This is a genomic window from Halobiforma lacisalsi AJ5 (assembly GCF_000226975.2).
Taxonomy (GTDB): Archaea; Halobacteriota; Halobacteria; order Halobacteriales; family Natrialbaceae; genus Natronobacterium; species Natronobacterium lacisalsi.
In genome coordinates this window covers 2,436,005-2,461,658 of sequence record NZ_CP019285.1, presented here as the reverse complement: position 1 = coordinate 2,461,658, position 25,654 = coordinate 2,436,005, and the positions used below count along the sequence as shown (strand labels likewise).

General features: G+C 60.8%; 25 protein-coding genes and 1 pseudogene. 20 read left to right on the top strand and 6 right to left on the bottom strand.

Annotated elements, in window-relative coordinates:
- Positions 1-103: 103 nt before the first annotated feature.
- Positions 104-256: a DUF7837 family putative zinc-binding protein gene (locus tag CHINAEXTREME_RS22640; protein ID WP_007142746.1), complete on the bottom strand. Its 153-nt coding sequence runs from the start codon at positions 254-256 to the stop codon at positions 104-106.
- 237 nt (positions 257-493) lie between these two features.
- Here CHINAEXTREME_RS22640 and CHINAEXTREME_RS11850 point away from each other — a divergent pair, with 237 nt between their 5' ends.
- A complete protein-coding gene (locus CHINAEXTREME_RS11850) occupies positions 494-739 on the top strand; it encodes a DUF7861 family protein (protein WP_007142745.1) in 246 nt (81 codons plus the stop codon).
- Between the two features lie 43 nt (positions 740-782).
- Here CHINAEXTREME_RS11850 and CHINAEXTREME_RS11845 read toward each other — a convergent pair whose 3' ends face one another.
- The gene (locus tag CHINAEXTREME_RS11845; protein WP_007142744.1) at positions 783-1,595 is read right to left on the bottom strand and encodes an SDR family NAD(P)-dependent oxidoreductase; all 813 of its coding nucleotides are present in this window, start codon (positions 1,593-1,595) and stop codon (positions 783-785) included.
- Between the two features lie 168 nt (positions 1,596-1,763).
- Here CHINAEXTREME_RS11845 and CHINAEXTREME_RS11840 point away from each other — a divergent pair, with 168 nt between their 5' ends.
- Entirely contained in the window at positions 1,764-2,504 is a 741-nt protein-coding gene (locus CHINAEXTREME_RS11840; protein ID WP_007142743.1) for a hypothetical protein, read from the top strand.
- Positions 2,505-2,619: 115 nt separating this feature from the next.
- Here CHINAEXTREME_RS11840 and CHINAEXTREME_RS11835 read toward each other — a convergent pair whose 3' ends face one another.
- Entirely contained in the window at positions 2,620-3,306 is a 687-nt protein-coding gene (locus CHINAEXTREME_RS11835; RefSeq protein ID WP_007142742.1) for a helix-turn-helix domain-containing protein, read from the bottom strand.
- 187 nt (positions 3,307-3,493) lie between these two features.
- Here CHINAEXTREME_RS11835 and CHINAEXTREME_RS11830 point away from each other — a divergent pair, with 187 nt between their 5' ends.
- The 3 genes from CHINAEXTREME_RS11830 to CHINAEXTREME_RS11820 all read left to right on the top strand — a co-directional run bounded on the left by CHINAEXTREME_RS11830 (position 3,494) and on the right by CHINAEXTREME_RS11820 (position 6,776).
- Positions 3,494-4,918: a DASH family cryptochrome gene (locus CHINAEXTREME_RS11830; protein WP_007142741.1), complete on the top strand. Its 1,425-nt coding sequence runs from the start codon at positions 3,494-3,496 to the stop codon at positions 4,916-4,918.
- Between the two features lie 90 nt (positions 4,919-5,008).
- Positions 5,009-5,506, top strand: a complete 498-nt coding sequence (locus tag CHINAEXTREME_RS11825) for a hypothetical protein (RefSeq protein WP_029601618.1) — start codon at positions 5,009-5,011, stop codon at positions 5,504-5,506.
- Positions 5,507-5,747: 241 nt separating this feature from the next.
- Positions 5,748-6,776: a Cdc6/Cdc18 family protein gene (locus CHINAEXTREME_RS11820; RefSeq protein ID WP_007142739.1), complete on the top strand. Its 1,029-nt coding sequence runs from the start codon at positions 5,748-5,750 to the stop codon at positions 6,774-6,776.
- Between the two features lie 126 nt (positions 6,777-6,902).
- Here CHINAEXTREME_RS11820 and CHINAEXTREME_RS22235 read toward each other — a convergent pair whose 3' ends face one another.
- Positions 6,903-7,346, bottom strand: coding sequence for a hypothetical protein (locus CHINAEXTREME_RS22235; protein ID WP_238593267.1), 444 nt, complete (start codon positions 7,344-7,346; stop codon positions 6,903-6,905).
- 320 nt (positions 7,347-7,666) lie between these two features.
- Here CHINAEXTREME_RS22235 and CHINAEXTREME_RS11810 point away from each other — a divergent pair, with 320 nt between their 5' ends.
- From CHINAEXTREME_RS11810 to CHINAEXTREME_RS11775, 9 genes are all read left to right on the top strand, one after another.
- Positions 7,667-8,581 (top strand): hypothetical protein, encoded by a 915-nt coding sequence (locus CHINAEXTREME_RS11810; RefSeq protein ID WP_007142737.1) that lies wholly within the window; start codon positions 7,667-7,669, stop codon positions 8,579-8,581.
- A gap of 2 nt (positions 8,582-8,583) precedes the next feature.
- Positions 8,584-8,889 carry a hypothetical protein gene (locus CHINAEXTREME_RS11805; RefSeq protein WP_007142736.1) on the top strand — a complete coding sequence of 102 codons (306 nt, stop codon included), beginning with the start codon at positions 8,584-8,586 and terminating at the stop codon, positions 8,887-8,889.
- Position 8,890: 1 nt separating this feature from the next.
- Positions 8,891-11,068, top strand: a complete 2,178-nt coding sequence (locus tag CHINAEXTREME_RS11800) for a type B DNA-directed DNA polymerase (RefSeq protein WP_007142735.1) — start codon at positions 8,891-8,893, stop codon at positions 11,066-11,068.
- Between the two features lie 383 nt (positions 11,069-11,451).
- Complete coding sequence (locus tag CHINAEXTREME_RS11795) at positions 11,452-11,856, top strand: DUF7344 domain-containing protein (protein WP_152423900.1); 405 nt, start codon at positions 11,452-11,454, stop codon at positions 11,854-11,856.
- A 168-nt stretch (positions 11,857-12,024) separates the two neighbouring features.
- Positions 12,025-12,276: a hypothetical protein gene (locus CHINAEXTREME_RS21475; RefSeq protein WP_152423899.1), complete on the top strand. Its 252-nt coding sequence runs from the start codon at positions 12,025-12,027 to the stop codon at positions 12,274-12,276.
- Positions 12,277-12,359: 83 nt separating this feature from the next.
- Complete coding sequence (locus CHINAEXTREME_RS11790; protein WP_007142733.1) at positions 12,360-13,247, top strand: ParA family protein; 888 nt, start codon at positions 12,360-12,362, stop codon at positions 13,245-13,247.
- Complete coding sequence (locus CHINAEXTREME_RS11785; RefSeq protein WP_007142732.1) at positions 13,244-13,660, top strand: hypothetical protein; 417 nt, start codon at positions 13,244-13,246, stop codon at positions 13,658-13,660. The genes CHINAEXTREME_RS11790 and CHINAEXTREME_RS11785 overlap by 4 nt, the downstream gene beginning before the upstream one ends.
- 180 nt (positions 13,661-13,840) lie before the next feature.
- On the top strand, positions 13,841-14,047 hold the full coding sequence (locus tag CHINAEXTREME_RS11780; RefSeq protein WP_007142731.1) for a hypothetical protein: 207 nt from the start codon (positions 13,841-13,843) through the stop codon (positions 14,045-14,047).
- A 180-nt stretch (positions 14,048-14,227) separates the two neighbouring features.
- Positions 14,228-14,578, top strand: coding sequence for a DUF7344 domain-containing protein (locus tag CHINAEXTREME_RS11775; protein ID WP_238593266.1), 351 nt, complete (start codon positions 14,228-14,230; stop codon positions 14,576-14,578).
- Positions 14,579-14,779: 201 nt separating this feature from the next.
- Here the strand turns inward: CHINAEXTREME_RS11775 and CHINAEXTREME_RS11770 are convergent, their stop codons facing one another.
- The gene (locus tag CHINAEXTREME_RS11770) at positions 14,780-15,772 is read right to left on the bottom strand and encodes a transposase (protein ID WP_076738695.1); all 993 of its coding nucleotides are present in this window, start codon (positions 15,770-15,772) and stop codon (positions 14,780-14,782) included.
- 112 nt (positions 15,773-15,884) lie between these two features.
- Between CHINAEXTREME_RS11770 and CHINAEXTREME_RS22510 the strand changes: the two are divergent.
- From CHINAEXTREME_RS22510 to tnpC, 4 genes and pseudogenes are all read left to right on the top strand, one after another.
- A pseudogene (locus CHINAEXTREME_RS22510) lies at positions 15,885-16,232 on the top strand (ribbon-helix-helix domain-containing protein); the annotation flags it as partial.
- Positions 16,233-16,235: 3 nt separating this feature from the next.
- Positions 16,236-16,442 (top strand): hypothetical protein, encoded by a 207-nt coding sequence (locus CHINAEXTREME_RS22230; RefSeq protein WP_238593265.1) that lies wholly within the window; start codon positions 16,236-16,238, stop codon positions 16,440-16,442.
- Positions 16,443-16,722: 280 nt separating this feature from the next.
- Complete coding sequence (locus tag CHINAEXTREME_RS11760; protein WP_010546651.1) at positions 16,723-17,961, top strand: FAD-dependent oxidoreductase; 1,239 nt, start codon at positions 16,723-16,725, stop codon at positions 17,959-17,961.
- 969 nt (positions 17,962-18,930) lie between these two features.
- Entirely contained in the window at positions 18,931-20,367 is a 1,437-nt protein-coding gene (gene tnpC, locus CHINAEXTREME_RS11755; RefSeq protein ID WP_029601814.1) for an IS66 family transposase, read from the top strand.
- 1,449 nt (positions 20,368-21,816) lie between these two features.
- Here tnpC and CHINAEXTREME_RS11750 read toward each other — a convergent pair.
- Complete coding sequence (locus CHINAEXTREME_RS11750; RefSeq protein WP_007143737.1) at positions 21,817-22,116, bottom strand: PadR family transcriptional regulator; 300 nt, start codon at positions 22,114-22,116, stop codon at positions 21,817-21,819.
- Positions 22,117-22,761: 645 nt separating this feature from the next.
- Here CHINAEXTREME_RS11750 and CHINAEXTREME_RS11745 point away from each other — a divergent pair.
- Together CHINAEXTREME_RS11745 and CHINAEXTREME_RS11740 are read left to right on the top strand one after the other, a co-directional pair.
- Positions 22,762-24,702, top strand: coding sequence for a S9 family peptidase (locus CHINAEXTREME_RS11745; protein ID WP_029601574.1), 1,941 nt, complete (start codon positions 22,762-22,764; stop codon positions 24,700-24,702).
- A 31-nt stretch (positions 24,703-24,733) separates the two neighbouring features.
- The gene (locus CHINAEXTREME_RS11740; RefSeq protein ID WP_007143735.1) at positions 24,734-25,636 is read left to right on the top strand and encodes an ArsR/SmtB family transcription factor; all 903 of its coding nucleotides are present in this window, start codon (positions 24,734-24,736) and stop codon (positions 25,634-25,636) included.
- Positions 25,637-25,654: the final 18 nt, after the last annotated feature.

Here is a 25,654-nt window from a genome sequence, read left to right as displayed (position 1 = left end):
CTCGTCGACGGAGGTTCCGCAGCGTCGGCACTCATACACGACCGCTGTCTGGGTCGTCCGGGCGAGTAACCGATTTACGTTTTCGAACAGCATGATCCGACGGTTACTGCGGGGTCACGACGTCCCGACATTCGGGACACTCGGCGTATACCGTCGGTCCCGTCTCCGTTTCGTACTCGAGAATCACGTCGGTCGTCGTGATTCCGGCGCTACAGAACGGACACGTACCGAGGGACGGTGGCTTCGTCGTGGACATGATGGTGGATGGCGGGTATGCCCGTGACAGGGACGGGGTTCCCCTCTCTACTCCCAGTATCATCCCGGAATCCTATATAAGCGATCCAACCACAGTGAAACTGAAACTGGCGTTGAGAGAGTCCAGATCCGTGTATGGGGGTGTTCAGAGGAATGCCGGCCAGTACCGTCCCTTCCACCGGCAGCGGGTACCCGCCCCCGAACAAAGGATGACACTGACTGGGCTCCATCTCTCCGTATGCACCACGATCGCATTCACGCCCGGAAGCCGACCCACGATCTCGAGCGCTGGTCGACGGGGACTATCGAATCCATCGACGAACGCGACGGGCACTGTGTCGTCACCGTGCTGGCCGCAGACGGTGAAACCGTGGAACTCACCGTCACGTTCGCGATTCGGGAGTTGGTTCTCAGCCGGTTGGATATCGACGACGGAGCGTCGCCGACCGGAGAGCGCGTCTGGTACCGGAAACGCGGCGGGTGAGTGGCGCCGATCCACTGGCCGACCGTCGAGGGTCTCGTGCGGGTCACCGGTCGACGAGCCGACCGAGCAGGCCACCCGGCAGACCGGAACGGATGATCCGGTCGACCAGCGGATCCGGCAACACGGTCGCCAGCCACGGGAGCCAGCGCGCGCGGCGCCCGACCCGGTACCTGCTGCGCGGCGAACCGGTCGTGGCAGCCTCGACGACGGTTTCGGCGACGGTCTCCGGCGGCACACTCTCCGGGCTATAGCCGTCGAACGCGGCGTACTGCTCGGCGTACGGCCCCCTGCGTCGGCGGTCGTCCTCGACCTCGAGCGTCTCGGTCGCCCGCTCGTTCAATCCCGTTCTGGCGGGCCCGGGCTCGACGAGCGAGACCGTAACGCCGTGCGGGGAAACCTCGCGCTGCAGTGCATCGATGTAGCCGTCGAGCCCGGCTTTCGCGGCGCTGTAGGGGCCGTGATACGGCAACGCGACGGTGCCTGCGACCGAGCCGAGCGCGACGACTCGTCCTTCCCGACGGCGAAGCGTCGGCATGGCTGCGTGGACGACCGTGTGGACCCCAGTCAGGTTCGTCTCGAGATGGCGACGAAACGCCGCCGGCGAGACGTCCTCGAGCGCACCGAGTTCGTACCAGCCGACCGCGGAGATCACGCAGTCGATCGGCCGATCCGCAAGCAGTTCCCGGACGGCGATTTCGTCCCGGACGTCCACCCGTACGGTTTCGACCGTGTCCGGGAGAGCGTCGAGTCGGTCGGGATCGCGGTCGAGGCCGAGAACGTCGTGTCCCGCCTCGGCGAGCCGCGTCGCGACCAGCCGGCCGATCCCACCGCCAGCACCGGTAAGCGTGACGTGCATACCGTCCGGTAGACGGGCCAATATTATTATACTAATAATTGAGGCGACCCGTCCGGTCCCGGACCGGGCGTGGTATCGGATGCGCAAGATTCGAGGCGACCGTCCCATCCTCATCCCGGCTTTCTCCCGGTAGAGTCCTTTATGCTCCTCGACCGGCTAGCCAGAGCGATGGTCCATCCAGCCACTCGCCGTCGCAACGCAGTCGAAGCCGACCTCGAGGATCGAGGGTTCACGCTCGAGTCCGACGGCGAGGCGACGGTCGCCGTCGACGGCCCGACGGAGGTGGCAGGCGTCGACGCGCCGCTCCATCTCGTCTATCCGGCCGACGGGTCGCCGCTGACGGTCGGGTCGAAAATCGCGACCGCCGCCCACCAGGGACACGTTCCGGTCCTCATCACCGACCAGTGGCTGGACGACGAACTGCGAGCCGTCCTGGAACCGCCGTTCCTCCTCGCGTCCAACCCCGGCGGTGGCAGACGATTTTACAACGTCGAGGACCGGATTCGATTGACCGACGACAGCTTCGCCTGTCTCGGAACCCCCGGTCGAATCGAATGGCGGGAACCGGCATCCGATACCGACGATCCCGAACTCGTTCTCGAGGCCGGCGACGAGATCGTTGCAACGCTCGAGTCCGTCCGGGCGTTACGTTGTCCCGGCCCGGAGCCGACGGCGTTCCGGTATCGGTACAGCCGCGGCGACGACGGACGTCTGTCCGTCCGTCGAGGGGAGGAAACGGTCGGACGATACACGAGCTTCCGGTCTATGCGGACGGATGGCTTTCGTCCTGTCCCTCTTCCACTGGTCCCGGAACAGCACGTGCGTCGGAACGGTCACCTCGCACGGGCGACGCTCCGGGCTGCCGTGACCGACGACGGAGTCGAATACCGCCGCTGTCGGTCCGCATAGCGAGAGCGACCCGTCCCCTCGTCGGGAGTCGGCGAGGCCTCGGCGGTGCTTCTCGAGGTGAGCCACAGCCGGGTAACGGCCGGTTCGTGAGGCTGGCGTCGTCGGGGACGTTGCGTTATGGTCGCTCCTTTCCGTCGGTTCGTCGAACCGGATCGGTCGTGGCGGTGGTCCGAACGGCCGCATCGATGAGGTTGTCCGTCGCGCGGCGCAGGAGCTCCGAGAGGTTCTGGTGGGACGTCCCGAGTTCGTCGGCGAGTTCGCGCGTCGAAATCTCGCGGGGAACCTTGTAGTAGCCGAGTTCTTTCGCTTTGCGGAGCGCCTCGCGCTGGGCCGGTGTCAGCTTCCCACCCATGTGTCGCGGGTCGTCCGGCTGGGAGAGTTCGAGGAGCGTGAACTCGTAGTCCCCCTTGGCGAGGATCGCCCGAAAGGCGTCGAACTGCTCCCGGGTGCCAAAGCGGATGCGGATCCGCCAGCCGTCAGCGGTGGCCTCCGCGTGGAGAATCGACGCTTCAGTATCCAGGTAGGCGTTGATCCGGGCTTCGATCTCGTCGCTCCACTCGAGTTGGTAGAACTTTTCGCCGCTGAACTCCGCCGTTTCGACGATTTCGTCGACGGAGGGATCGTCCGCGAGCATCGTATCGAGCTCGTCGAAGTCGACGTTACTGGCCCAGATGCAGGGCATCGTCCACTTCGTGCTGTGGGCCGCGATCCGTTGGGCCTCGATCTGCAGGTCGGATAATCGAGCAAAAGTGTCCGCCAGGGCGAGGGCGTCCAGTTCGATCCGGAAGGCCGCAAGGAGCATAGGGTACCAACGTCACCGACTGGTAAAATATGGCATGGGGTGCTCGAGTCGGGTACCCGCTTTCGAAGGCCCGGGTATTCGGGTGCCGACGAGCGCCTTCCGCCGGTTAGACGATCACGGCGCCGTCCCGCCGGCCGTTTTCGACGTTGGGCCACAGATACTTGATCCCGGTTTCCCTGGAGAGAACATGGAAACCGCCGTCGTCTGGTTCCGGGACGACCTCCGGATCACGGACAATCCGACGCTCGCCGACGCGGTTACCGCAGCGGACGAGGTCGTGCCGCTCTACGTCGTCGATCCCCGGAAGCGCGGCGAGACGGAGTACGGAACCGAAAAGCTCGGGGCCCACCGCGCGAGATTCCGCCGGGAGTCGCTGCTCGAGTTACGGGCGGGACTCCAGGACCGAGGCGGCGACCTGTTCGTCAGACGCGGTCGGCCGGAGACGGTCCTTCCCGAAGTCGCGGGTCGCGTCGACGCCGATGCCGTCTACGCACAGACGAAACCGGCGACGGAGGAACTCGAGACCGAAGTTGGGGTTCGAGAAACCCTTCCCGACGACGTCTCGTTCGAACGCCGCTGGACGCACACGCTGTATCACGTCTCGGACCTGCCGACGTCGTACGAGCGGATGCAGGATACGTTCACGCCGTGGCGCAAGGCGGTCGAACGCGAGTGTTCGGTTCGAGACCTCGTCGCGCCCCCGGACGCGGTTCCGACTCCGGACCTGCCCGCGGGCGACGTCCCGACGGTGTCCGAGTACGGCCTCGAGGCGCCGACGGACGACGACCGGGCCGTCCTGCGGTTCGAGGGCGGCGAATCGGCCGGTAAACGCCGTCTCGAGGAGTACTTCTGGGAGGAGGATCGCCTGCGGGAGTACAAGGAGACGCGAAACGGGCTGCTTGGTGCGGCGTACTCCTCGAAGTTCTCGCCGTGGCTGGCGGCGGGATGTCTCTCGCCGCGGTGGATCCACGAGGAGGTTCGTCGGTACGAGGACGAGCGGGTCTCGAACGAGGACACTTACTGGCTCGTCTTCGAGTTGCTTTGGCGGGACTTCTTCCAGTTCCAGTTTTGCAAGCACGGCTCGCGGTTTTTCCACCCCAACGGGATCCGAGACGTCGAAAAGGCGTGGGAACGCGACCGCGAGGCGTTCGATCGGTGGGCGAACGGCGAGACTGGAATCCCCTTCGTCGACGCGAACATGCGGGAGCTGAATCGGACGGGATACATGTCGAACCGCGGCCGACAGAACGTCGCCTCGTTTCTCGCCGACGCGCTCGGGATCGACTGGCGCTGGGGAGCGGCGTACTTCGAGGAGCGACTCGTCGACTACGACGTCGCCTCGAACTGGGGCAACTGGGCCTATCAGGCCGGCGTGGGGAACGACTCCCGGGACAACTACTTCGACGTCCTCTCCCAGGCCGAGTACTACGACCCCGACGGCGAGTACGTGACGACCTGGCTGCCCGAACTCGAGGGGGTGCCGCCCGAGGCCGTCCACAGGCCCTGGGAACTGAGCGAGGGCGAGCGAGCCGAGTACGGCGTCCGGCCGGGCGTCGACTACCCCGAGCCGATAATCGACCTCGAGGCACGCTACGAAGACCTGCAGGGCTGATTCCCTCGGTCGGGTACCACCGACTCGAGGCGGACGGGAGCCCTATCGCGACCGCCCACGCATTTGTGTCAGCGGGCGGTACACTCCGGCATGTTCAGGCGCGCTCGAGAACTCGGCCCGCCCGTGCTGGTCCCGCTGGCCTGGCTGTTCGTGACGGCCGCTCACCTCGGGGTCGTAACCGAGCACACGCTGTTTATCGCCCATATCGTGATGACCGTCCTCCTGGTCGGCTTCGCGGCGACCGGCTACCCCGACATGCGCGACGGCGTCCTGCGGACGTGGTGGCGGATCATCGCCGCGGGGTCCGCCGTCACGCTCTGTGGCGTCGTCGGCCTCGGACTCGAGCCGGCGAATCCGACGTTGACGGGCGTGGCTCTCTACGGCTGGATGCTCCTGCCGGCGGTCGGCTTCGTCGATACCGGGCGTCGGGTTACCGAGGGGACCTGGATCTACGCCGCTGGCACTGCGGGGTGTCTACTCGGTGCGGTCCTCTACGCCGTCGGATCGCAAGCAACCGCGGTCGGCGGGCTCGTGCTCGTCGGACTCGGTCAGACGGCAGGTATCTCCGACGCGGCGCTGCGCGACTAGGTTATGTCGCCGGCGACCGCGAATCGACGCCCGTCTCAGTCGATACCCCGGGACTGTGTGGTCGTTCCCCCGTCGATCTCGGAAGCGATCGGTTCCCGGACCTTCCCGGAAACTAACCGGAACGCCGTCCGAATCGCCGTACGGCACCTGACTGGGACGGCTCACTCCCCGTTCAGTCCCTTTCCGGAAACGACCCGATTACACTTTTAGTACTTGCTGCAAAAGAGGACAGCCAGGAACGATGATCCGCGATGCTCGAGTCCTCCGGGCCGGGTTCGTCCCTCGAGAGGTCGAGCATCGCGACGCCGAGGTCAACCACCTCTCCAGCGTCCTCGAACCGATCACGAACGGCGAACCGGCGGAGACTGCCATCGTCACCGGGCCCAGCGGCGCGGGAAAGACCTGTCTCTCGAAGTTCGTCACCGAACGGCTGCGGGAAGCAGTCCTGGACGTCGAGGTCACCTACGTGAACTGCTGGCGCAACTACACCCGGTTCCGGACGCTCTACCGGATCCTCGACGACCTCGGAACGACGATCGACATCCACCGACAGTCGACGCCACACGACGAACTCATCGATCGACTGCAGCACCACGACGGTCCCCGAACGGTCGTCATCCTCGACGAGGCGGATCAACTCGAGGATCCGAGCGTGATCTATGACCTCCACAGCCTGCCGCAGTTCGCGATCGTCTGTATCGCGAACGAAGAGGAAGACCTGTTCAACCGGGTCGACGACAGGCTAGTGAGTCGACTCCGCTCGAGCGAACACGTCCGGATGGACAGCTACTCCGACGGACAGCTCTACGATATCCTCGACGCTCGCGCGAAGTGGGGACTCGAAGAAGCCGTCATCACCGACGAACAGCTCTATCGCATCGCTGACGCGGCCGCCGGCGACGCCCGGCTCGCGATCGGCATTCTCCGCTCGGCGGCCGGCAAGGCCGACCGCGAGAACCGCGAGCGGATTACCGACGATATCCTCCTCGCTGCAGCGGAAGACGCACGCGCTCAAATCAAACGAAAGAGTCTGGATTCGCTCACCCCACACCAGCGAGTCGTCTACGATATCGTTCGTGACCACGGACCGCTCAGTCCGAACGAAATCCACGACCGATATACCGCCGAGGTCGACGATCCACGAACGAAACGAACCGTCCGGACCTATCTCTCGAAGATGGCCCAGTACAACCTTCTCGAGGCCGAAGGGACGAGCCGTGATCGGGAGTATTCGATCGTCGACTCGACTGCCACTCCGGCAATTCGGTAATCCCGGGGCATCGGGAGTAGTCGCTCGTCGATTCAGGATCAGACCGGCGAGCCAGTTCTATAGTAACAACTGAACCTGTTCGCACACCGATCGCACAGCTGTCGTGCGATAGGTGCCCACTGCCTTTCAGTGGCTACTATAATTCTCCTGAGAGAGATAACTCGAGGAGGAATCCGGGTTCCCGGGTCGATCGTGTCCCGGCTCGAGATCGTTGTCGGTTAGCCACTCCCATTCGGTGATCGTCGCCAGAACCTCTTTGTCCGGCTCGTCGTGGGCCGACTCGGCGTCGTGGATCGAAACGACGCGTTTCATTGGATACGGAGCGTGCCCGAGTCGATCCCCCCGCTGATACTGATGGAGATCGAACACGTAAACCCCCTCGTCGCCATCGATAACGATCGCGTTGACGCCTTTGGTCTTCAGATCGTCCAGGAAGTCTTCTGCTAACGGATAGCCGTCGTGTAACGTAGAGAAGTGTTTCTTTTCCCGAGAAATATACACTGCGCTCCGTCCGTCTGCAAGGGAGAACGTGTCAACGTTCTCTGGTTTCCCATCACCCACTCCCGACATATACGAGTTCACTACCGCCACCGGATCTTATATGTAGGCGTTCATGCAGTGTTGGCTTGAAAACAGGGGACGTTCCCTCGGCCTTTCACACCCTTGATAGCTTGACGGTGACGGTGAGGAGGGAGCCGACGACTCCCGAGGATCGACGATTCAGGAACCGTTCCCGGAAACGGTCCTCGTGGTGGGTATCCCCCGCCGAACGCCGGATTCTCCCCAGAGAGTTGTCTTTCCTGAAACGCGGAAACGACACGCCTCGGCTTATCGGGTGTGTGGGCGTCTAGTCGCGTATGGCCGCGTACTCCCACTCGGAATCGAATCGGATGACAGTCGATGGACCGACCCGGGACGCCGATCGCAACCGGAACCTCGTCGACCGGGCCGATCCGGCCACCGACGGGATGCTCTTTCCCCGGCTTTCGAACGGGATCACGCTCCTCGATGTAGCCGGTGGGCGCGGCGTCCAAATCCTGCAGTCGTTCGTCCTCGATCACCTCCTTCTCAACGAGGGGCCCGCTTTCTGGATCGACGGGGACGGCCACGCGACGACGACTTCGCTCGCCCGGATCGCACCGAGCGGACGGTTACTCGACCGGATTCACGTCGCCCGTGGGTTCACCGCCTACCAGCACTACGGGGCGATCCGTGACCTCCCGACGGCGGTGAACCGATCCATCCAGCGATCGACGACCGATGCCGAGCCTCGAGACCGATCGCCGTCCAATCGGTGTGAAACATCGTCCCCACACACCCCGTCTCTCGTCGTCGTTCCGGCAGTCGATGTCCAGTACCGGGCCAGTGATTCCCTCACCGGAGAAGGGGCGGAGACCCTCCAGGCACGGACGCTCGCACGACTGGGGAGCTACGCCGACGGGTACGACGTTCCGGTCCTCGTCACACGCAGCAAGCGCGACGAGTTCTCGAGGCCGATCGAGACGGCAGCCGACCGTCGCATAGAATGCGAACGAACGAAACTGGGCCCGCGGTTCGTGGGCGAGGACTTCGAGACAGTCGTCTATCCGGTCGACGACGGCGCGTACTACCAGACGACGTTTGCCTACTGGCGACGGGTACTCGAACTCCGTGCACGACAGGTCGGCCTCGAGCCGACCACCGAGCCGTCGACGGGGGGCCCGGATGCCGTCGAGGTGGGGTCGGGAACGGGGATGGACTCGACAGCCGACAGTGCAACCCCGCTGCTCGAGGCATGGACCGCCGCCGACACAGGGGGGCGATAACGATGGGCCGAACCAACCCGACGTACCGGGACGCGCTACGGGCCCTCGAGGAGCGCTGGGCGGACTTTCGCCGCGCCCTTCGGCGTCGCGATCAACCGCGCTTCGACCGACTGTTCGAGTACGCCCGGGAACACGCCGACGCGAGCGGGTTATTGAACCACCGGAACCCCCTCCTGCCCGCTCTCCTCAGCATCGACCTCGAGCAGGAGGCCCGTCTCGACGAGTACGAACAACGACTCGAGACGCTCGAGGCCGCCCTCGACGAACGCGACGATCGGGAAGACACCGCATGTGATCCAGAGGCGTAATATGCCGTTCACCATCGACTTCCTCGACGACGGCCGCGTACTCGAGTGGGAAGCGACCGCCGACGGTGCCGTCGCGACCGAGCGCGACGACTATACGCCGCGGTTCTTCGTCGCCCCTCGCTCCCCGGAAACCGACATCGATCTCGCGGAACTGCGGACGACGTATGACCGACACCCGGAGGTCGTTTCGACCGAGATCGTTACGCGACGGCCGGCCTTTCGACGGGGAGAAGAGCCGGTCCTCGCAGTCGACGTCGCACACGTCGACCGAGTGACTCGGCTCGCCCGACGGGCCCGCCAACTGTCCGCATATCCCGTCGGGGACCTCGCATGCTTCAACGTCGACTTTTCGCGGGAGTTCCGCTACTGTCTGGAGAACGGGCTCGACCCGACGCCGGCGAGGGAGTTGTCGACGCTCCGACTCGAGGTTCCGGTACCCGAAACGGGCAGTGAGGTATACACGGAACTGTCCATCGACGGCGAGACCGTCACCGGGTCGCCGGGGGAAATCCTGTCCGCAGTCCAGGCGGCGCTCGATGCCAGGGATCCGGACGTCCTCGTCTGTTCGACCGGCGAGATCGTCCCGACGCTACACGGGATGGCCGCGGCTGCCGACGGCGACGTCGATATCGACGAGTTCACGCTGAGTCGCTGGCCCGACGTCGACTACCAGCAACTCGCGAGCCGGTCGACGTACTCGAGTTACGGTCGGGTCGGGCATTCGCCCGCCCGGTACAACGTTCCGGGACGAGCGATCGTCGACGAGTCGAACACCTTCTTCTACGGCGAGACGAACCTCCAGGGAGTCCTCGATCTCGTGTCGCGCTCGTGGAAACCGGTGCAGGAACTCGCGTGGGCGTCGATCGGGAACGTGCTCACCGCGATCCAGATCCGTGAAGCCCACGACCGTGGCGTCCTCGTACCGTGGAACTCCTGGCGACACGAGTTCTACAAACCGATGGGGACGCTCCACGATGCCGACCGCGGCGGATTCGTCTTTGCGCCGGACGTCGGCCTGCACGAGGACGTCCACGAACTGGATTTCTCGAGTTTGTATCCGAACATCATCTGTACGCGCAACGTCTCTCCGGACGTCATCCGCTGTGAGTGTCACGATCGCGACGACGTACCCGGGCTCGGCTACTCGATCTGCGACGACCGGGGCTATCTCGTCGACGTACTCGAGCCGATCGTCGACGCGCGTGACGAGATCAAGGCCGCGATCCGTCACGAACGGCAACGCGACGATCCCGACCGGCAACGGCTCGAGGAACTCGAAGGCCAGTCGGGGGCACTGAAGTGGATCCTCGTCACCTGCTTCGGGTACCAGGGGTTCAGCAACGCGAAGTTCGGCCGGATCGAGTGCCACGAAGCGATCAACGCGTACGCCCGCGAAATCCTGTTGACGGCCAAGCGACGCCTGGAAGCCGGCGGGTGGCGCGTCGTCCACGGAATCGTCGATTCGATCTGGGTGACGCCGGACCCGGACGTCGACGATACCGAGCGGACGGCTCTCGAGACGCTCGCGACGGCGGTTACGGAGGCCGTCGACGTCCGGCTCGAACACGAAGCCCACTACGACTGGGTCGCGTTCGTTCCCCAGCGCGAGAGCGACGCCGGCGCATTGACGAAGTACTTCGGCAGAGTCGCCGGCGAAGACGAGTTCAAGATCAGAGGAATCGAGGCCCGACAGCGGTCGACCCCGGAGTTCATCGCGGACGTCCAGCGGGAGTGTCTCGAGCGATTCGATGTGACCCGGTCACCGGAAGCCGTCCTCGCCTGCCTCGAGGACGCACTCGAGCGACTTCACGCCGGCACAGTTCCGACCGACCGACTCGTCGAACGGAACCGGGTCTCCAAACCGCTCGAGGGGTACACGCAGAACACCCAGAACGTGGCCGCGCTGAAACGCACCCGGGAGCAGGATATTGCCGTCCATCCCGGACAAACTATCGAGTACGTGGTCGTCGACGACGAGAAGACCTCTCGAGAGCGGGTTGCGCTGGCCCACGAAGCGGTCGAGTCGTACGATCCGTCGTACTACGAGACGCAACTCGTCCGAGCCGTCGAGAGCGTGCTTTCGCCGGTGGGATGGGACCGGACGGACATTCGACGGGCACTCGCGGAGACTCGAGAACTGGAGTTGTCCGATTTCCATCGGGACGAGGATCCGGGGTGAACGCTGCCCTCTTCAGCGAGTCGGTGACGGACGTTCCTCTGGAGCCGGTGAGAATCGCCCTCCGAGACGGATAGTTGAATCATCTTTTCTTTTACTGTATTGGGGATATTTGTTGTTAGGGGTCGAGCACGTTTCGAACGGCGGCAACCCGTTCGGTGAACCCACGATCCGTCCGGGACCGCGGTCGCTCTCCGTCGATATCGATGCTCGCAGCGAGTCCCCGACCGCCGTCTCGATTCATCACCAGTACTCGATCGGCAGTGCGAACAGTGATTTTCGTACTGACTGATGGTTTCCACCGTATCTCGACTTTCGTATACTGGTGTGTGGGCTTGCCAATCACAGTCACGGACTTATCATTGTCACAGTTCGACTTTCACCATATGACGGGAGAGGATGGGAAACGAAACGGGGAGGACGTGCCCGCACCACTGGAGAGAGGGTATTCCAATTCCCTGGACGAATCCTTCCGTCTCCTCGCAAACTATCGGCGACGATGTGTGCTTCACTGCCTCCGGAAAAATCACTCGCTGACGGTTTCGGAAACTGCTCGGCAGATCGCAGCGTGGGAACGCGACTGCCCACTCGAGGACATTTCGGGAGAAGCGATCAGACAGATCACGACGAATCTCTACCATACGCACCTCCCAAAATTAGAGAACGCGAATCTGGTTGAGTTCGATCCCTCCTCGAAACGAATCATAGCCTGTGAACTCCCCTCGTTTATTGCGACCGCTCTCGAGCTCTGTGCCTGGGAGGATTACGGGGATAACTCCCACCGTAACTGAACGGTAGTTCACTGTCCTTTCACTACCGTGGCTTGCTACACTGGCCACGACCGATCCGTCCTGCCACTGTGAGTTCTCGACGTCTCTCTCGAGGATGAATTAGTCGGGGGTTCGACTATCTGTCTGCTGAGTAGACTTAACCTCGTTCGGAAGTGTTCTGTTTCACCGTTGGGGCCGGGTTCGGTAGGTTGGATAGGGGAGTCAGATAGAATAGGTGCAGTATCTACAACAGCAACAATAGTTGGGATAATTGAAATAGGCGCAGTAGCTGGAATAGGTACAATAGGTGTGGAAGCCAAAATAGATGAAATAGCTACAGCATACGGAATAGGTAATTCACCTACTGCAGCTAAGCTACCTATTACAAGCTCCTGCGGTAGAGATAAGTACGACAAGTTAAACATACGAAACGTCCGCTGAGACGGAAATTGTCGGAAGAATAGGTACCTATCTGAGACACAATAGGCGCCTATTGCGGTCTGCGGCGGACGGAGTTACATACTATGGGAGCCACAGACGAGCCACGCGCTGTAAGCGTCGTCATCCTCAAAGGCGGTGTCGGGAAATCAACGACCTCGATCAACCTGGCCCGACAGCTCGCCGAACGGGGTGATACGCTCTTTGCGGATCTGGACCCGAACGGGCACGCGACAAACGGCCTAGGATTCGAAGACGCGTATGGGGCGGACCTCGATCTCGGCGACGTTCTCCTCGAGGGCGATGCCACCCCGAGCGACCTGATCCGTGAGACTGAACACGGATTCGACCTGCTTCCGTCTTCGAATACGCTCGAGGACGTCGAGAACGACCTCGCCGGCGCGATGCAGGGATCCGCACGAATCAAATCGAAGGTCGTGGATCCGCTGCTCGGCGACGTGTACGACTACATCGTGTTCGACTGTCCAGCATATCCCGGAATGTTGAACAACAACGCCCTGGTCGCGACGGGCAACGTCATGATCCCCATCGAACCGGGCTCGAGCGCGATCGGCGGCTACAAGCGAACGATGGAGCGGCTGATCGAACCGGCACGTGAGTATATCGACGTCGACGTTCTCGCAGTCGTTCCCAACAAACTCGAGGATCGGATCGATCAACGGACCGAAGATCGAGAGCTGCTGGAGAACCTGAACACCGCCAGTTACGAGGTCAATCCGGGCCAACCACTGCAGGAGGCAGTTCCCGACTTCGCTCGAATCACAGCTGAAACGTTCGAGCAGATCGACGCAGGTGAAATCGATACGCCCAAGCCGGGAATCAGGTATCGTTCGTCGCTTTCCCGGTCGCTCCAGCACAACCAGCCACTACAGGACTACGATCCGGAAAGCGATCAGATCCCCTGTTACGAGGAACTGGCCGCGATCGTTACGAACGGAGGGATCGAACGATGAGCAATCCGTTCGACGACCTCGAAAGTGGAACCGAATCCGGGAACGACGAGGACTCGTCCGCCTCGGGTAAGTCGGGCAGACGATCGACGGAGTCCACGACACAGGAGACGACCACATCCACGCTGTCGACGAGCGACGAGGGAGCGACCGGCGAAAGCGAGGCATCGGCGGATCCCGCAGAGACGGGACCGGCATTCGAGTACAGCGAAGTGCGACAAAAGCCGCTGTACGCGAAAGACGAAGAATGGGCCCAGTTCGAAAAGAACGTTCGAACGACTATCGGCCCGCGACTCGCCCAGGCGGACGTCGTGGACGAAGCGACGAGGGAAATCCACAACGCCGTTCTGAAACTCGCCAACGAGCAACCGGACCGTGTAGCCGAGTTACTGCTCGAAGAACGGCGATCACAGTAGCGGTACCCGACGGTTCGTCCTTCGAGGTCGATCACGAGACATTCCGTTTCCGTAGCGGGTCAAAGCAACCTATCGACGAAGCGCCAAGTAAGCGCGACTTCTTTATTATCGTTCGCTGCATGGAGTACGTAGTCGTACAGCGGGATGGCACCGACTGGACGACACCCATCGAGAAACCATATGGCTGCAGATAGCAACACCGGGGACCCTTCGTTCGAAGACGAACTCGAGACGTTGATTCTCACTGCGTTCGCTCGTGGGGACGCAATCGAAGGGCAGTGGGACATCGAGGTACCAGTTTCATCGGCTCCAGACTGGTCGATTACGGTCGAGAAACGGCTGAGCGAGGCGGACTCCCCCCACGAGTCCACGTTCCTCGACGACTGAGCGACCGGTATCCTAACGGGACGCACCCAACAGAATCCGATCCCTGACGGTTTGATTTCTTTTGATATCGACCGGTAGAAATAGCTATACTATGTGGCGCTAATGGTGACCTGTACTCTGCTGAAGTCGCCGACTGAGAAACCGTTGACTTCCGACGCGTAGGTGAAGTACGGAGACGACATGACGCCACAAGCCCGCACCCCAGACGATACGGACACAGGGACGGACGAGATTCCCTCGACGACGTTGTTCGCGATGTTCGCCAATGAGCGACGCCAACAGATACTCGCCTATCTGATACGACGGCCGGGCGACGTTCTCCTCGGAGATCTCGCCGAATACATCGCGATCAATGAGGGAAACGCTACACAGGAGTGGTACGAACGGATCTGTACTGATCTCTACCATTCGCATTTGCCACAGATGCGTGATTGTGGTCTCGTGACATACGATCTGGAGACGGAAGCCATCTCACTGAGCGTCGAGCGAGGGGTACTGTCCCCGTACCTCGAACTCACGACCAACGTTTGAACGCGGTCGACTCTCGAGACTCCCATCAAAACTGTCTCGCCTCACTGACCGTCGAGTTTCCGTCGTAGAACGGGGTTCGTTTCTCGAGACGTACCTACTGTACACCGTCGATGGTGGTGTTGGTGGTTCTCCGTTTCCAGGGGAGAGCTGATACGTCTCGAGAAGGTTACTAGATACTACGAGGGTGTCATAGAACTCTTCTCACACCGTGATGATGGTGCTTCCCGGATTGTCTCCGCGTTCATAGTTGGTGATGGCGACCACGAGGCGCAGACAGAGTGCGAGGAACACCTGCGCTCGTGCGTGGACGCGGCCTCGGGCGTGCGTTCGCCCGAGGCCGCAGTCCTTGACTGATTCGTTGGTTCGTTCAACCCCCGTACGGCGGTTGTACGTCTCATCCAACGTGGATTGCTTCAGTTGAACGTCTTCGCTGTGTTCGTCGATGCGGTCTTCGACTCTGTACTCGATATCTTTCGGCTCGTCGGTGTTTCGCGCGTTGTACGGAGCGACTGGCACGACCCCTGCGGCCAGCAGGTGGTCGTGCCAGTCGAGCGTGTCGTAGGCGCTGTCTCCAAGCATCCAGATCGGTGTGGAGACGGCGAGCGCGTCACGCGTGACGCGCATCGCCGTCTCCTCTGGCGCTTGCTTACTCTCTGTGAACTCCGCCGCAATCGGGATCTTTTGTCCGGTCGAGACGATCGTACAGCCGTAGCCGTGGTAGTACTCGTCGTCGGTTGGATCGTAGCACTTCGACGCGTCTTGATCGGCAGGCATCGCCCTCACGTCAGTTGAATCGATGCAGTAAGTCAAGTCGAGCAGGCCGCGGCGGGCGGCCTGCTCGACGAGTCGGCCAAAGACCTCGTCAACGACGTGTTCGAGGTCGGTGAGAAAGCGATCGACCGCGTCTCTGGACGGCGGTCGATCGAACCCACAGCTGAGCCAAACAACCGTGTTCCGAAGCTCTCGCTCAACCGGACGAATCCCGTAGATGTCCTTGTAGTAGCAGTGGAGGAAGCCACGCATCAACTCTGGTGGTTCATGCTCTCGTGTTCGCCCCGTCTGCGCCGGGGCGAACACGTCGAACTCTTCGAGAAACTCGAAGGAGAGGTGCTCGAACAACGCTAGCGTCTCGGTCTCCGCGACATTGAAGAACGACTCTACCGAAGGATCATCTTGCAGGGTCGCTGAGGCCATACCATCTCAGCATTCACCCTGCTCTTTGGTGTGGTAATCGTTCTATGACACCCTCAGATACTACTATTATGATGGAAGACTGAGATTGCAGCAAGGGCTGAAACGAGCGAATATGCCAGCCGATCAATCGAAGACGGACGACTACATCGAATATCCCGATCAGGAGCGCCGGCGGTCTCCGCAAGGCGGGTGTGAAGTGTGTGGCTCAGCACAGTCCCTTCGGGAGTATTCGCTCGGCCCGCCGTCAAAAGACGACGCGACAGTCGTTTTGTGCTCGACCCACTACCAGGTTGCCGCGATGCTGGGTGGCTCCCGGTATCTCGACGCTACTGCGACGGATTACGATCTCCAGGAGACACAAAAGGTCACAGTGCGTGTCCCAAAGGCACTGATCGAAAGTGCGGACTCTGCGGCCGAACAGCAGGGACAGACCCGGAGCGAATTCGTTCGTGATGGGATACAGATGGCTATCGAGTTGCAGGACGTGGACGACGCGTTCGAAGACATTCTGGTCCAGGCGGTCACGTCGTCCAACGACGCCGGTCCGGAGACGTCCGGTTCGGAGTCGGAGTCGAAACCCGAACCTGAACCGGAACCGGACGTCGAATTCCTCAAGGAACGGATTCGGAGACTCGAGTCCCTGCTCGAAGACAGCCTCGAGAAAATCTAATTTGCCTTTTCTTGCCGGCTGAGTCGTCGTTCGGATTATCGCTACGTAGTCGACTCAAAGGCGGACCCGCGGTTACGACAGCGACGACCGATTCCCTGTCAGGCAAGCGTCGAGAGACGAACTACCGCTGGCCGAGCCGGTAGGGAGCGCCTCGACTACTTCGACGGCAGCCTCAAGTGAACCTACTCCTAACATAGGACGTGACGCTTTCACAGACGACCAGCCGACGGATTCGAGGTATTTCGTCCTGCCAGCGATCGATTTCCGTCCGAGGTGAACCGTGACGACCGATCCGACGGTTCTGGTCGTTGGGGGTGGCGCGACGGGCGCTGGCGTCGCCCGAGACCTGGCGTTGCGCGACGTCGACGTGATGCTCGTCGATCGTGATGGACTTGCAAGCGGAACATCGGGTCGGTCCCACGGGTTGCTCCATAGCGGTGCACGCTATGCCGAAGCCGATCTGGAGAGTGCCGAAGAGTGTCTCGCGGAGAATCGAATCCTCAAGGACATTGCGGGGGCCTGTATCCGCGATACCGGCGGGCTGTTCGTTCGACTGGCTGAAGATGACGAGGACTACTTCGAACGGAAGATGGCGGCCTGCAAGGCTGCCGGTATCGAGGTGGAACGTCTCGACGGCGACGAAGCACGCGAGCAGGTGGCCGGACTGTCCGACGACGTCGTCGAGGCGTTCCGCGTCCCCGACGGCGTCGTCTATCCGTCACGACTGGTCGCTGCGAACGCGGCCGACGCCGAGGCCCACGGAGCAGCAGTCCGCCCCAATACCCCGGTTACGGACGTAACCGTCTCTAACGAACGGATCGACTCGGTCGAGTTAGGCGGCGACCTCGACGGCACGGTCAGGCCCGAAATCGTCGTCAACGCGGCAGGGGCGTGGGCCGGACAGCTCGCCGAGATGGCTGGTGCCACGGTCGGGATGGCTCCGTCTCGAGGTGTGATGGTTGCGGTCGAGTACGACGACCTCGGGCCAGTGCTGAACCGCTGTCGGGAACCGGATGACGGCGACATCATCGTTCCCCACGAGGGGGAGGTCGTCCTCGGGACGACGAGCGTTCCCGTCAACGACCCCGACGAGTACGATCGGCCAGACTGGGAGGTAGAACGGTCCGTCTCGGAGTGTGCGGCGATGCTCCCGTCCGTCGCCGACGCACCGACAGTCCGAACCTGGTGGGGTGTGCGTCCCCTGTACGCGCCGGATGAAGCCGGATCTGACCGCCGAGGGATTTCTCGCGGCTTCACCGTGATCGACCACGCTGACGAAGGAGTTTCGGGGCTCGTTAGCGTCGTTGGCGGCAAGTTGACGACGTACCGCCGAATGGCCGAGGTCACCGCTGATCGTGTTTGTGCCCGACTCGATATCGATGCGACGTGCGAGACTGCGACTCGAAGGCTTCCGGCAGTCGATGAGACGGACCGACTCGACGAACTCGTAGAGCAATACGGGGGTGCGAACCCGACCGATTCCAGTACCGTCGGTACCGCAACAGCTGTCGACGAGTAAGTCTCGCGCTGGACGACCTCCCACTGTGACCGGCGAGTTTACGGGGGCGTGGTTGTCAGACCGTGTCCTTTCGACTGTGATCAGTGCCGACGTACCCAGTAGCAGTGCTTCTCTCGAGCGTGTGGGCCGCCGGCACCGAGCACTGCCTCGTCGATATCGGCACGAGCGCAAATTCATATATCGATATATAGTTTATTTGGGGGCAGGGCTACTGTCGTGCTGTCCGAGCAAGTGCCTCTCGAGGTGAGCAACGGCGGTAGCAACCACAGTTCTCGAGGCCCGGGACGTCACGTTCTCTGAGCACTGCCGCCCAATCGGATGGGTGGAAGACGATACCAAGGAGGTGTCAATCCCATATCGACGTCGAGTTCCGGCCGACGCGTGTGTATCACTCGAGAAACGGCTCTTGGTCGGTGCAACGTATGCGCGGAGCCTGCGACGCGGAGACTACCCGAGCTATCGTAGCTCGATCCGCCCGCCACGATGGCCAGTGGTTTCCCGACGGTCAAACAACGGTTCGAACGAAGTGCACCTTCCAGGAGATGGAAGCCAAAACGATCGGCCGATGGTGATCTCGAACCATGTCGTGTAGCTCTGGATCGTCCGAACAACTCGAGGCAGTGACGGATGAACCGAGTAGTCCACGAACGGGTTTGGAGAAAACTAACTCGTCGGACGAGGGCCCAGCAGGGGGCGAATATATGCGACAACGGCCAGTAATAGCGTTCGGAGCTGCAAACTGAGACGCTCCACGTATCTCCAGGGTTCGGTGGTGGTGCCGCAGTAGCCTGGCCAGCATTCGATCAACAGTATGTGTTTAGCCCGGGCTGATTTCGGTACTCTCTCGTAGGAAGCGTTCAACGGACGCGATATGAACAGGCAGCAGACCTCGGATACGATTCTCAGGGATGGGCTCCGCACCGGAGCCCATCCCGTTACTTCTGCTGTCACTACTGGTTGGTGGAGTCTGTGAACGCAGACGATTTCACCAAAGAAGAGCTCCTTTCTCGGCTTCTCCAACTTGAGCAACGAGTCGAAGAACTCGAACGGGAGAACAAGCGAAAGGACAAGAAAATCGATCAGAAGGACGAGCGGATAGAAGAACTCGAAACACGCCTTCGCAAATACGAAAATCCGCATACACCGCCCAGTAAGCGACGGTCGGGGACTGACGAGTCCCCGACCTCGCAGGACGACGAAGACGAGAATGTTCGAACCGATGGCGGTACTCCCGGACGGAAGGACGGTCACGACCCTGAGTGGCGTGCAACAGCAGATCCCGACAAAGAGATCGATGTCACCTGTGACTGTTGTCCCGAGTGTGGCGAACACTTCGACGAGTCGGTGGGCGTCAGCCCCCGACTCGTCGAGGAGGTTCCCGATCCACAGCCACCAGAAATCACCCGGTACAACCGTCACTACTACCAGTGCAGCTCTTGTGGAACAGAAACCGTTGCTACACACCCCGACTGCCCCGATGAGGGGCAGTTCGGGGTGAACGTCATCTCTCAAGCAGCACTTTCTCGGTACGATCACCGCCTCCCCTACCGGAAAATCGCTGACCGGTTCGAGCAACTGCATGGATTAGAACTCTCGGGCGCGTCCGCGTGGCACGCGACCGAGCGCGCTGCGCGCGCCGGTCGCTGCGAATACGAACAGATTCGAAGACAGATTCAGCAAGCAGAGATCGTTCACGTTGACGAAACCGGTATCAAACGCGAGGGTGAGCAGGCGTGGATTTGGACGTTTCGGACGAGCGAGCACACGCTATACGCCGTAAGGGAGAGTCGTGGAAGTGATGTTCCCGCGGAAGTCCTCGGCGAGGACTTCCCGGGAACGGTCATCTGCGATGGGTGGACGGCGTATCCAGCGTTCAGCAGTAACCTTCAGCGGTGCTGGGCACATCTTCTCCGAGAAGCTGAAGACGCTGCTAGTGACCACGAGGAGGCAGAACCCGTTTACCGGTATCTCAAGCAGATGTTCGTCGGTCTCCAGTCGTGGCTGGAGACCGACCCGAGTCTTCGTGAGAGAGCACAGATGCACCGCTCATGCCAGAACGGGCTTAGATCGCTCGTGGGGCGGTCAGTAACCGACGAACCAGTGGCAACACTACTCGGGAAAATCGAAGGAGGGATCGACCACTGGCTCACCTTCGTCGGTGAGCCAGCGGTCTCCCCGACGAACAACGCAGCTGAGAACGCACTTCGTGAACCAGTCGTTCTCCGGAAAATCATCGGGACACTCCGTAACGATCGAGGTATGTTCGTTCACGAGACGATCTTGTCCCTGCTGGCGACATGGCGCCAGCAGGGACGCAATCCCTACGAAGAACTTCGCCGAGTCGTCAACAACAATGAGATGATATCACGGGCTCACACTGAACCGGCTGTTGAGACTTCGGGGTAAACACGTACGATCAACATAACAAATCGAATGCTTGGTGAAGGGTGAGGAGGTCAGCGAAAAAGGAATCATAGTAGCGTAAACCACATAGCGCGATATGGATTCCTAACCATCTCCGGTTGAAACGTGTGACCTGGCGTCCTCGATGGGACGGCAAACAGGATCAGTGGTACCAGCTCTCCGTTAACGAGGGCCGCATAGTCGGTGAGGGATCATATGAAAAGGCGAGAGGGTGAACGACGACCGCTCGTTCTGGGCACCGACGCTATAGTCGATATGAACTTTCGGCATACTTGCTGATTCTAGCGCAGCAACACCGTTTCAGTCGACAACAGATATAGTTCTAGAGAACCGGGACGATTCACACATCGATCGCACTATCCACAGTTCTCGTGCACTTCGTTCCGAACCGCATAGGAGTCGCGCGGTGGGTCGTGTATTGATTTTCAGTGGTCACTATATTTCACTTGATAAACGGAATCAGATTCGGCCGATCTCGACAGTTCCCTCGGCAGAATACGCTGCGATAACAACCCGCTCTCGCACAGATCGGTACCGATCAGTTCAAACTCGCCGTTAACTGTGATTTCGTAGTCCGGTGGAGCACCTTTCTCGACGATCACACCGGGAGTTGCTAGAGTGTCGGTGTTCGTACGGTCATACGCGAAGGCCGCTATTCTATTGGCATCCCCATCTCTCGGTCGGAATCAACGAATACAGATAGATTCCGAGAATAATATAAAATGTAATACTATTGTTCTGTCTCGCTAGATTTCGAATCGAATCCGCTCCGACATTGGAAGTTTCGGAGCCTACTGTTTGCACGTCCCCACTACCGAGATATAAAATAGGCACCTATTGTAACTATTATGGGGTCGCAATTCACGGCAGATTCGTACGGGCATCTCCGTTAGAAGCCTGTAATATCCCTACAGTACTTCCGGCGAGTCACCTGAATGCTTTCCAAGTGATTAGACACGATCGAAGTCGGTTATTCACCGGGACAATCGATCGTGTAAGAGACCACGTGATCGATAGCCTTACCGCACTCGTCCGATGAGACGACAATGACAGGCGAGACGGAAGGCAGGCGTCGAATTGGGTCTACTTCCTGCGTTCTGTCCCTCCTGTCTGTTCTACTATCGTAACAACAGCGTCACCCTGATCCTGTTCGTACGGGCCGCTAACCCGGTACCGAAAATAGCTCGTTGACTCATGTTTCTTCCCGGTTAGCGATGCCTGGTTACCGGAACGGCGGTGCTCGAGGCCGACCTATCAGGCGAAGCGTCCACCGACAGGAAGAACGGGTCCAGCGTTCTCGAGGTCCCTCCCGACACAACGCGGAACCGTACCCCGCTGCGTATCTCGACTACGGCACCGAGTCTGCAAGTTCGGGAGTCAGACTCGAGGAAGAATAGCGGTGCCCGGTCGCGGGCTTCTCGGAAGACGTAGCTACTCCGTGTCGTCCGATTCGAGGAGGTCGCCGACGTACTGGTTTTCCCACTCGCGTCGCGCCCGGATCTCGCGTTCACCACGGCGGGTCGTCGTGTAGAAGTTCGTCCGTCGATCGGCCTGCCCCTTCTCAACGAGCCCTTTATCGACGAGCGTGTCGAGATTCGGATAGAGGCGGCCGTGATGAACTTCTTTTTCGTAATAGTCCTCGAGTTCCTCTTTGATCGCGAGCCCGTGAGGTTCGTCCTGTCCGGCGATCGTGTACAACAGGTCGCGCTGGAAGCCAGTCAAATCGTACATATCTTCTCATTGTTGTATCCGATAATAAAACTGTGTGCTAACGAAGAATCAGACTTATCAACCAGAAGCTAATTTCCGTTTTCGCTATTGACATTCCGTCAGTGGAATTCAGCGGTGTCGCCGGATGGAGGCTTCGACGGGTGGCACCCAATCGTCGTAGACGTTGTATTGAACCCCGATACCGGCTCCTCATTTTGATTGTCGGACGAAGCGGCCAGTCGACGAATGTTGCCGTAGGCCCCAGATGAGAACCCTCGAAGGATCGACAGACTATTTATCGGTCCCGTTCAAAAGCGAGGATTCCTTCGATGATTGCAACGAGATGGATACCATCGGCGAGAGTTACTAACCGAGTGTACCCATCTAGGCCCGAGTCTCGAGGAGACGACCCGACTGCTCCGGGTGGCCGTCACGGTACAGCAGGCAACTATTCTACTCGTCGACAGTAGCCCGATCAGCGACATTCCGTCTCGAAAGCCAACCGCCGGCGTGATGGAACGAGTGGCGACCGGGCCTGATCGGTCGGGAACCAGGAATACCCAACAAACCGTTTGACCGATGTGAAGGAATCTTCTGTGCGAAAACCCACAGAAATATCCTTCAGATTATAATTATTGGCGTCCCCGGTCAACGGGAGAACGATCCATGAGCGATAGTGTAACAGTCGACGATCCGCTCGAAGCGCTTGCGGCATTACCGACACTATGCCGACCGACGGTGTCGCCGTCGGGCGATCGCGTAGCGCTGTACTACGACGACACCGGTCGGAACGAACTCCACGTGCTCGACGTGACAACGGGTAACCGGAGGCAGTGGAGCGACGGCAACGTGCCGAGAGACGGGAACGCTCCGCTCGGCTGGACTGCCGATGGCGATCGGGTATTGGTCCACATCGACGACGCCGGTGACGAGCAGTACGACATCTACGCGATGGACGCGACCGGTAGCCTCGATCCGGTGGTCCGTTCGGATGGGAAGAACGAACTGTGTGATATCGCCCCGGACGGATCGTTCGTCGTGGTCAACTCCACGCGTAACGGCCAGATGAATCTCTACCGCCATGATCTCGAGAGCGGTGGAGGGACGGCGCTCACCGACCACAGCCGGACTGTCTGGCGGGCGGTACTCGGGCCAGATGGCGACCGGATTGCATACGTCACCGACGAGACGGGGGATCCGATGAACCTCGACACCTACGTGATGGACGCAGACGGGACGAACAGCAGGACAGTTCAGTGCGGTACGACGGGTAGTCAAACGACAGTCGCGGACTGGGGGCCGGAAGGAGAGCGACTCCTCCTCGGTGACGACAGCGAAGGTCGGACCCGGCCGGGTGTTTACGACCTCAAAACTACCGAGACGACCTGGCTCGGCGACGGGACCGACGAGGAGACACCCATCCAATTCCACCCGGATGGCGACAAGGTGTTCGTGCTCCGTGACAGGGATGGTATGACGGTTCCCGTTGTCTACGATACGTCCGGCGACGGCCCGGTCACAGGCCGCGAACTGAGCCTCCCCGACGGTGTCACCTTCTTCAGTGCCACTATCCGTCCCGAACGACGACACGTTAACGACGCGGTTCTCGCGGATGGGCGGGTGCTGTTGAGTCACAAAAGTTCGACGACACGGAGCAGTCTGCTGGCATACGACCTCTCGACGGATGAAGTCGAAACGCTCCTCGAACCTGCATACGGACCCGTTAGTCCGACGGAGTTCACGGACTCGACGTACTTCACGTTCCGGTCCGACGGCGTGCCCGATACACCACAGCGTGCGGTCGAACACGACCCCTACGAGGAACTCGATATCGGTGCGCTGCTGTACGACTCCGGGGAACGGCCGTCACCACTGGTCGTCAAGCCACACGGGGGACCGCGAGGCCGAGACGCCAAGCGATTCAGCACGCTTACCCAGTTGCTCGTTTCCCGGGGATTCTCCGTGCTGGAGGTGAATTACCGGGGATCGGTCGGGCGCGGTCGCGAGTTCATCGAACGCCTGTACGACGACTTCGGCGGTGCCGAACAGGGCGACATCGCGACCGGGGTCGAACACGTCCTCGAGACCCACGAATGGATCGACGAGGAGCGAATCGCCGTCGCCGGTGGTTCGTATGGTGGCTACTCCACGTACTGGCAACTCGTCCAGTATCCGGACCTCTACGACGCGGGCGTAGCAATGATGGGAATCACCGACTGGTTGGTCAACTACGAGGATACCATGCCCCACTACCGGACGGGGTTGTTGGAGCGGTACCTGGGTACTCCGGAAGAGAACGAAGCGCTCTACAGGGAACGGTCCCCGATTACCTACGTCACGAACCTCGATGCACCGTTGCTCGTTCTCCATGGCGTCAACGACCCCCGCGTCCCGATCTCACAGGCCAGGGTGTTTCGTGAGGCGTTACTCGATGAGGGATACGATCAGGGGGAAAACGGTGACTTCGAATACCGCGAGCTCCGCAAGGAAGGACACGCAACCACTGACAGGAGCCAGCGCCGCCGGATGTATCGAATCCTCGATGATTTTCTCCGACGCCGACTCGAGGTCTCGTCGGTCAGTCCACGTCCAACCCGGGAGGCGTAAACAGTATGTAGATCGGGAGACAGGTCTGCACATGCCCACGCAGTTCACCGAGGACGACCTGGGGGAAGTGTTCGGTGCCCTGGCCGACGACATCAGGGTGAACATCCTGCGGTTCCTGCGGACTCATCCCGAGGAAACGGCGTCGTTTTCGACGCTTCAGGATGCGACGGGCGTCGAGGACTCAGGACGGTTCAACTACCACCTGGGGAAACTGACGGACCGGTTCGTCCGCAAGAGCGAGGCAGGATACGAACTCACGCAAGCGGGCAAGCACGTGGTCGGATCAATCGAGTCCGGACGATACACGACGAGCGGCGAGATCGAACCAATCGAACTGACGGACCCGTGTCGATTCTGCGGCGAGACACAACAACTCTCCTACTGTGATGAGGTCGTAACCGTCGAGTGTACGTCCTGTTCTGCAACCTACGAGTTCGTAGTCCCGCCAGCAGTGTTCGCCCACTGTGACGATACCGACGTTCCGCGGCTCGCAAGCCGACACCTTCGGACGACGATCCAGCGCCAGTATGCCGGCTTCTGTGTATTCTGTAACGGCCGACTCGCTCGGACTGTCAAGTCAACTGATGAGTTCGACTCGAGCCCGATACGTTCCGACGAGCAACTCGAGGAGACTGAACACCCTGGTACGGCGACGGTGGAGTTCGACTGCCAACAGTGCGGCGCGACGGCGTACTCGAGCGTTAGCGACGTTCTCCTCGAACATCCGTCCGTCATCGGCTTCTACAACGACCACGCTATCGACGTCCACGAACGATACTGCTGGTCGTTCCCTGCGTTCGACGATGTCGACATGACTGCCCCGGACGAATCACGAGATACTTTCGAAATCACGTACCACTGCGAGGGGGAGTCGCTGTCGCTGACCGTCGACGACCACCTGTCGGTGCTCGATACGGAGCGCCTCGCTCGGTGAGCGTCTCGATTGTCGGGA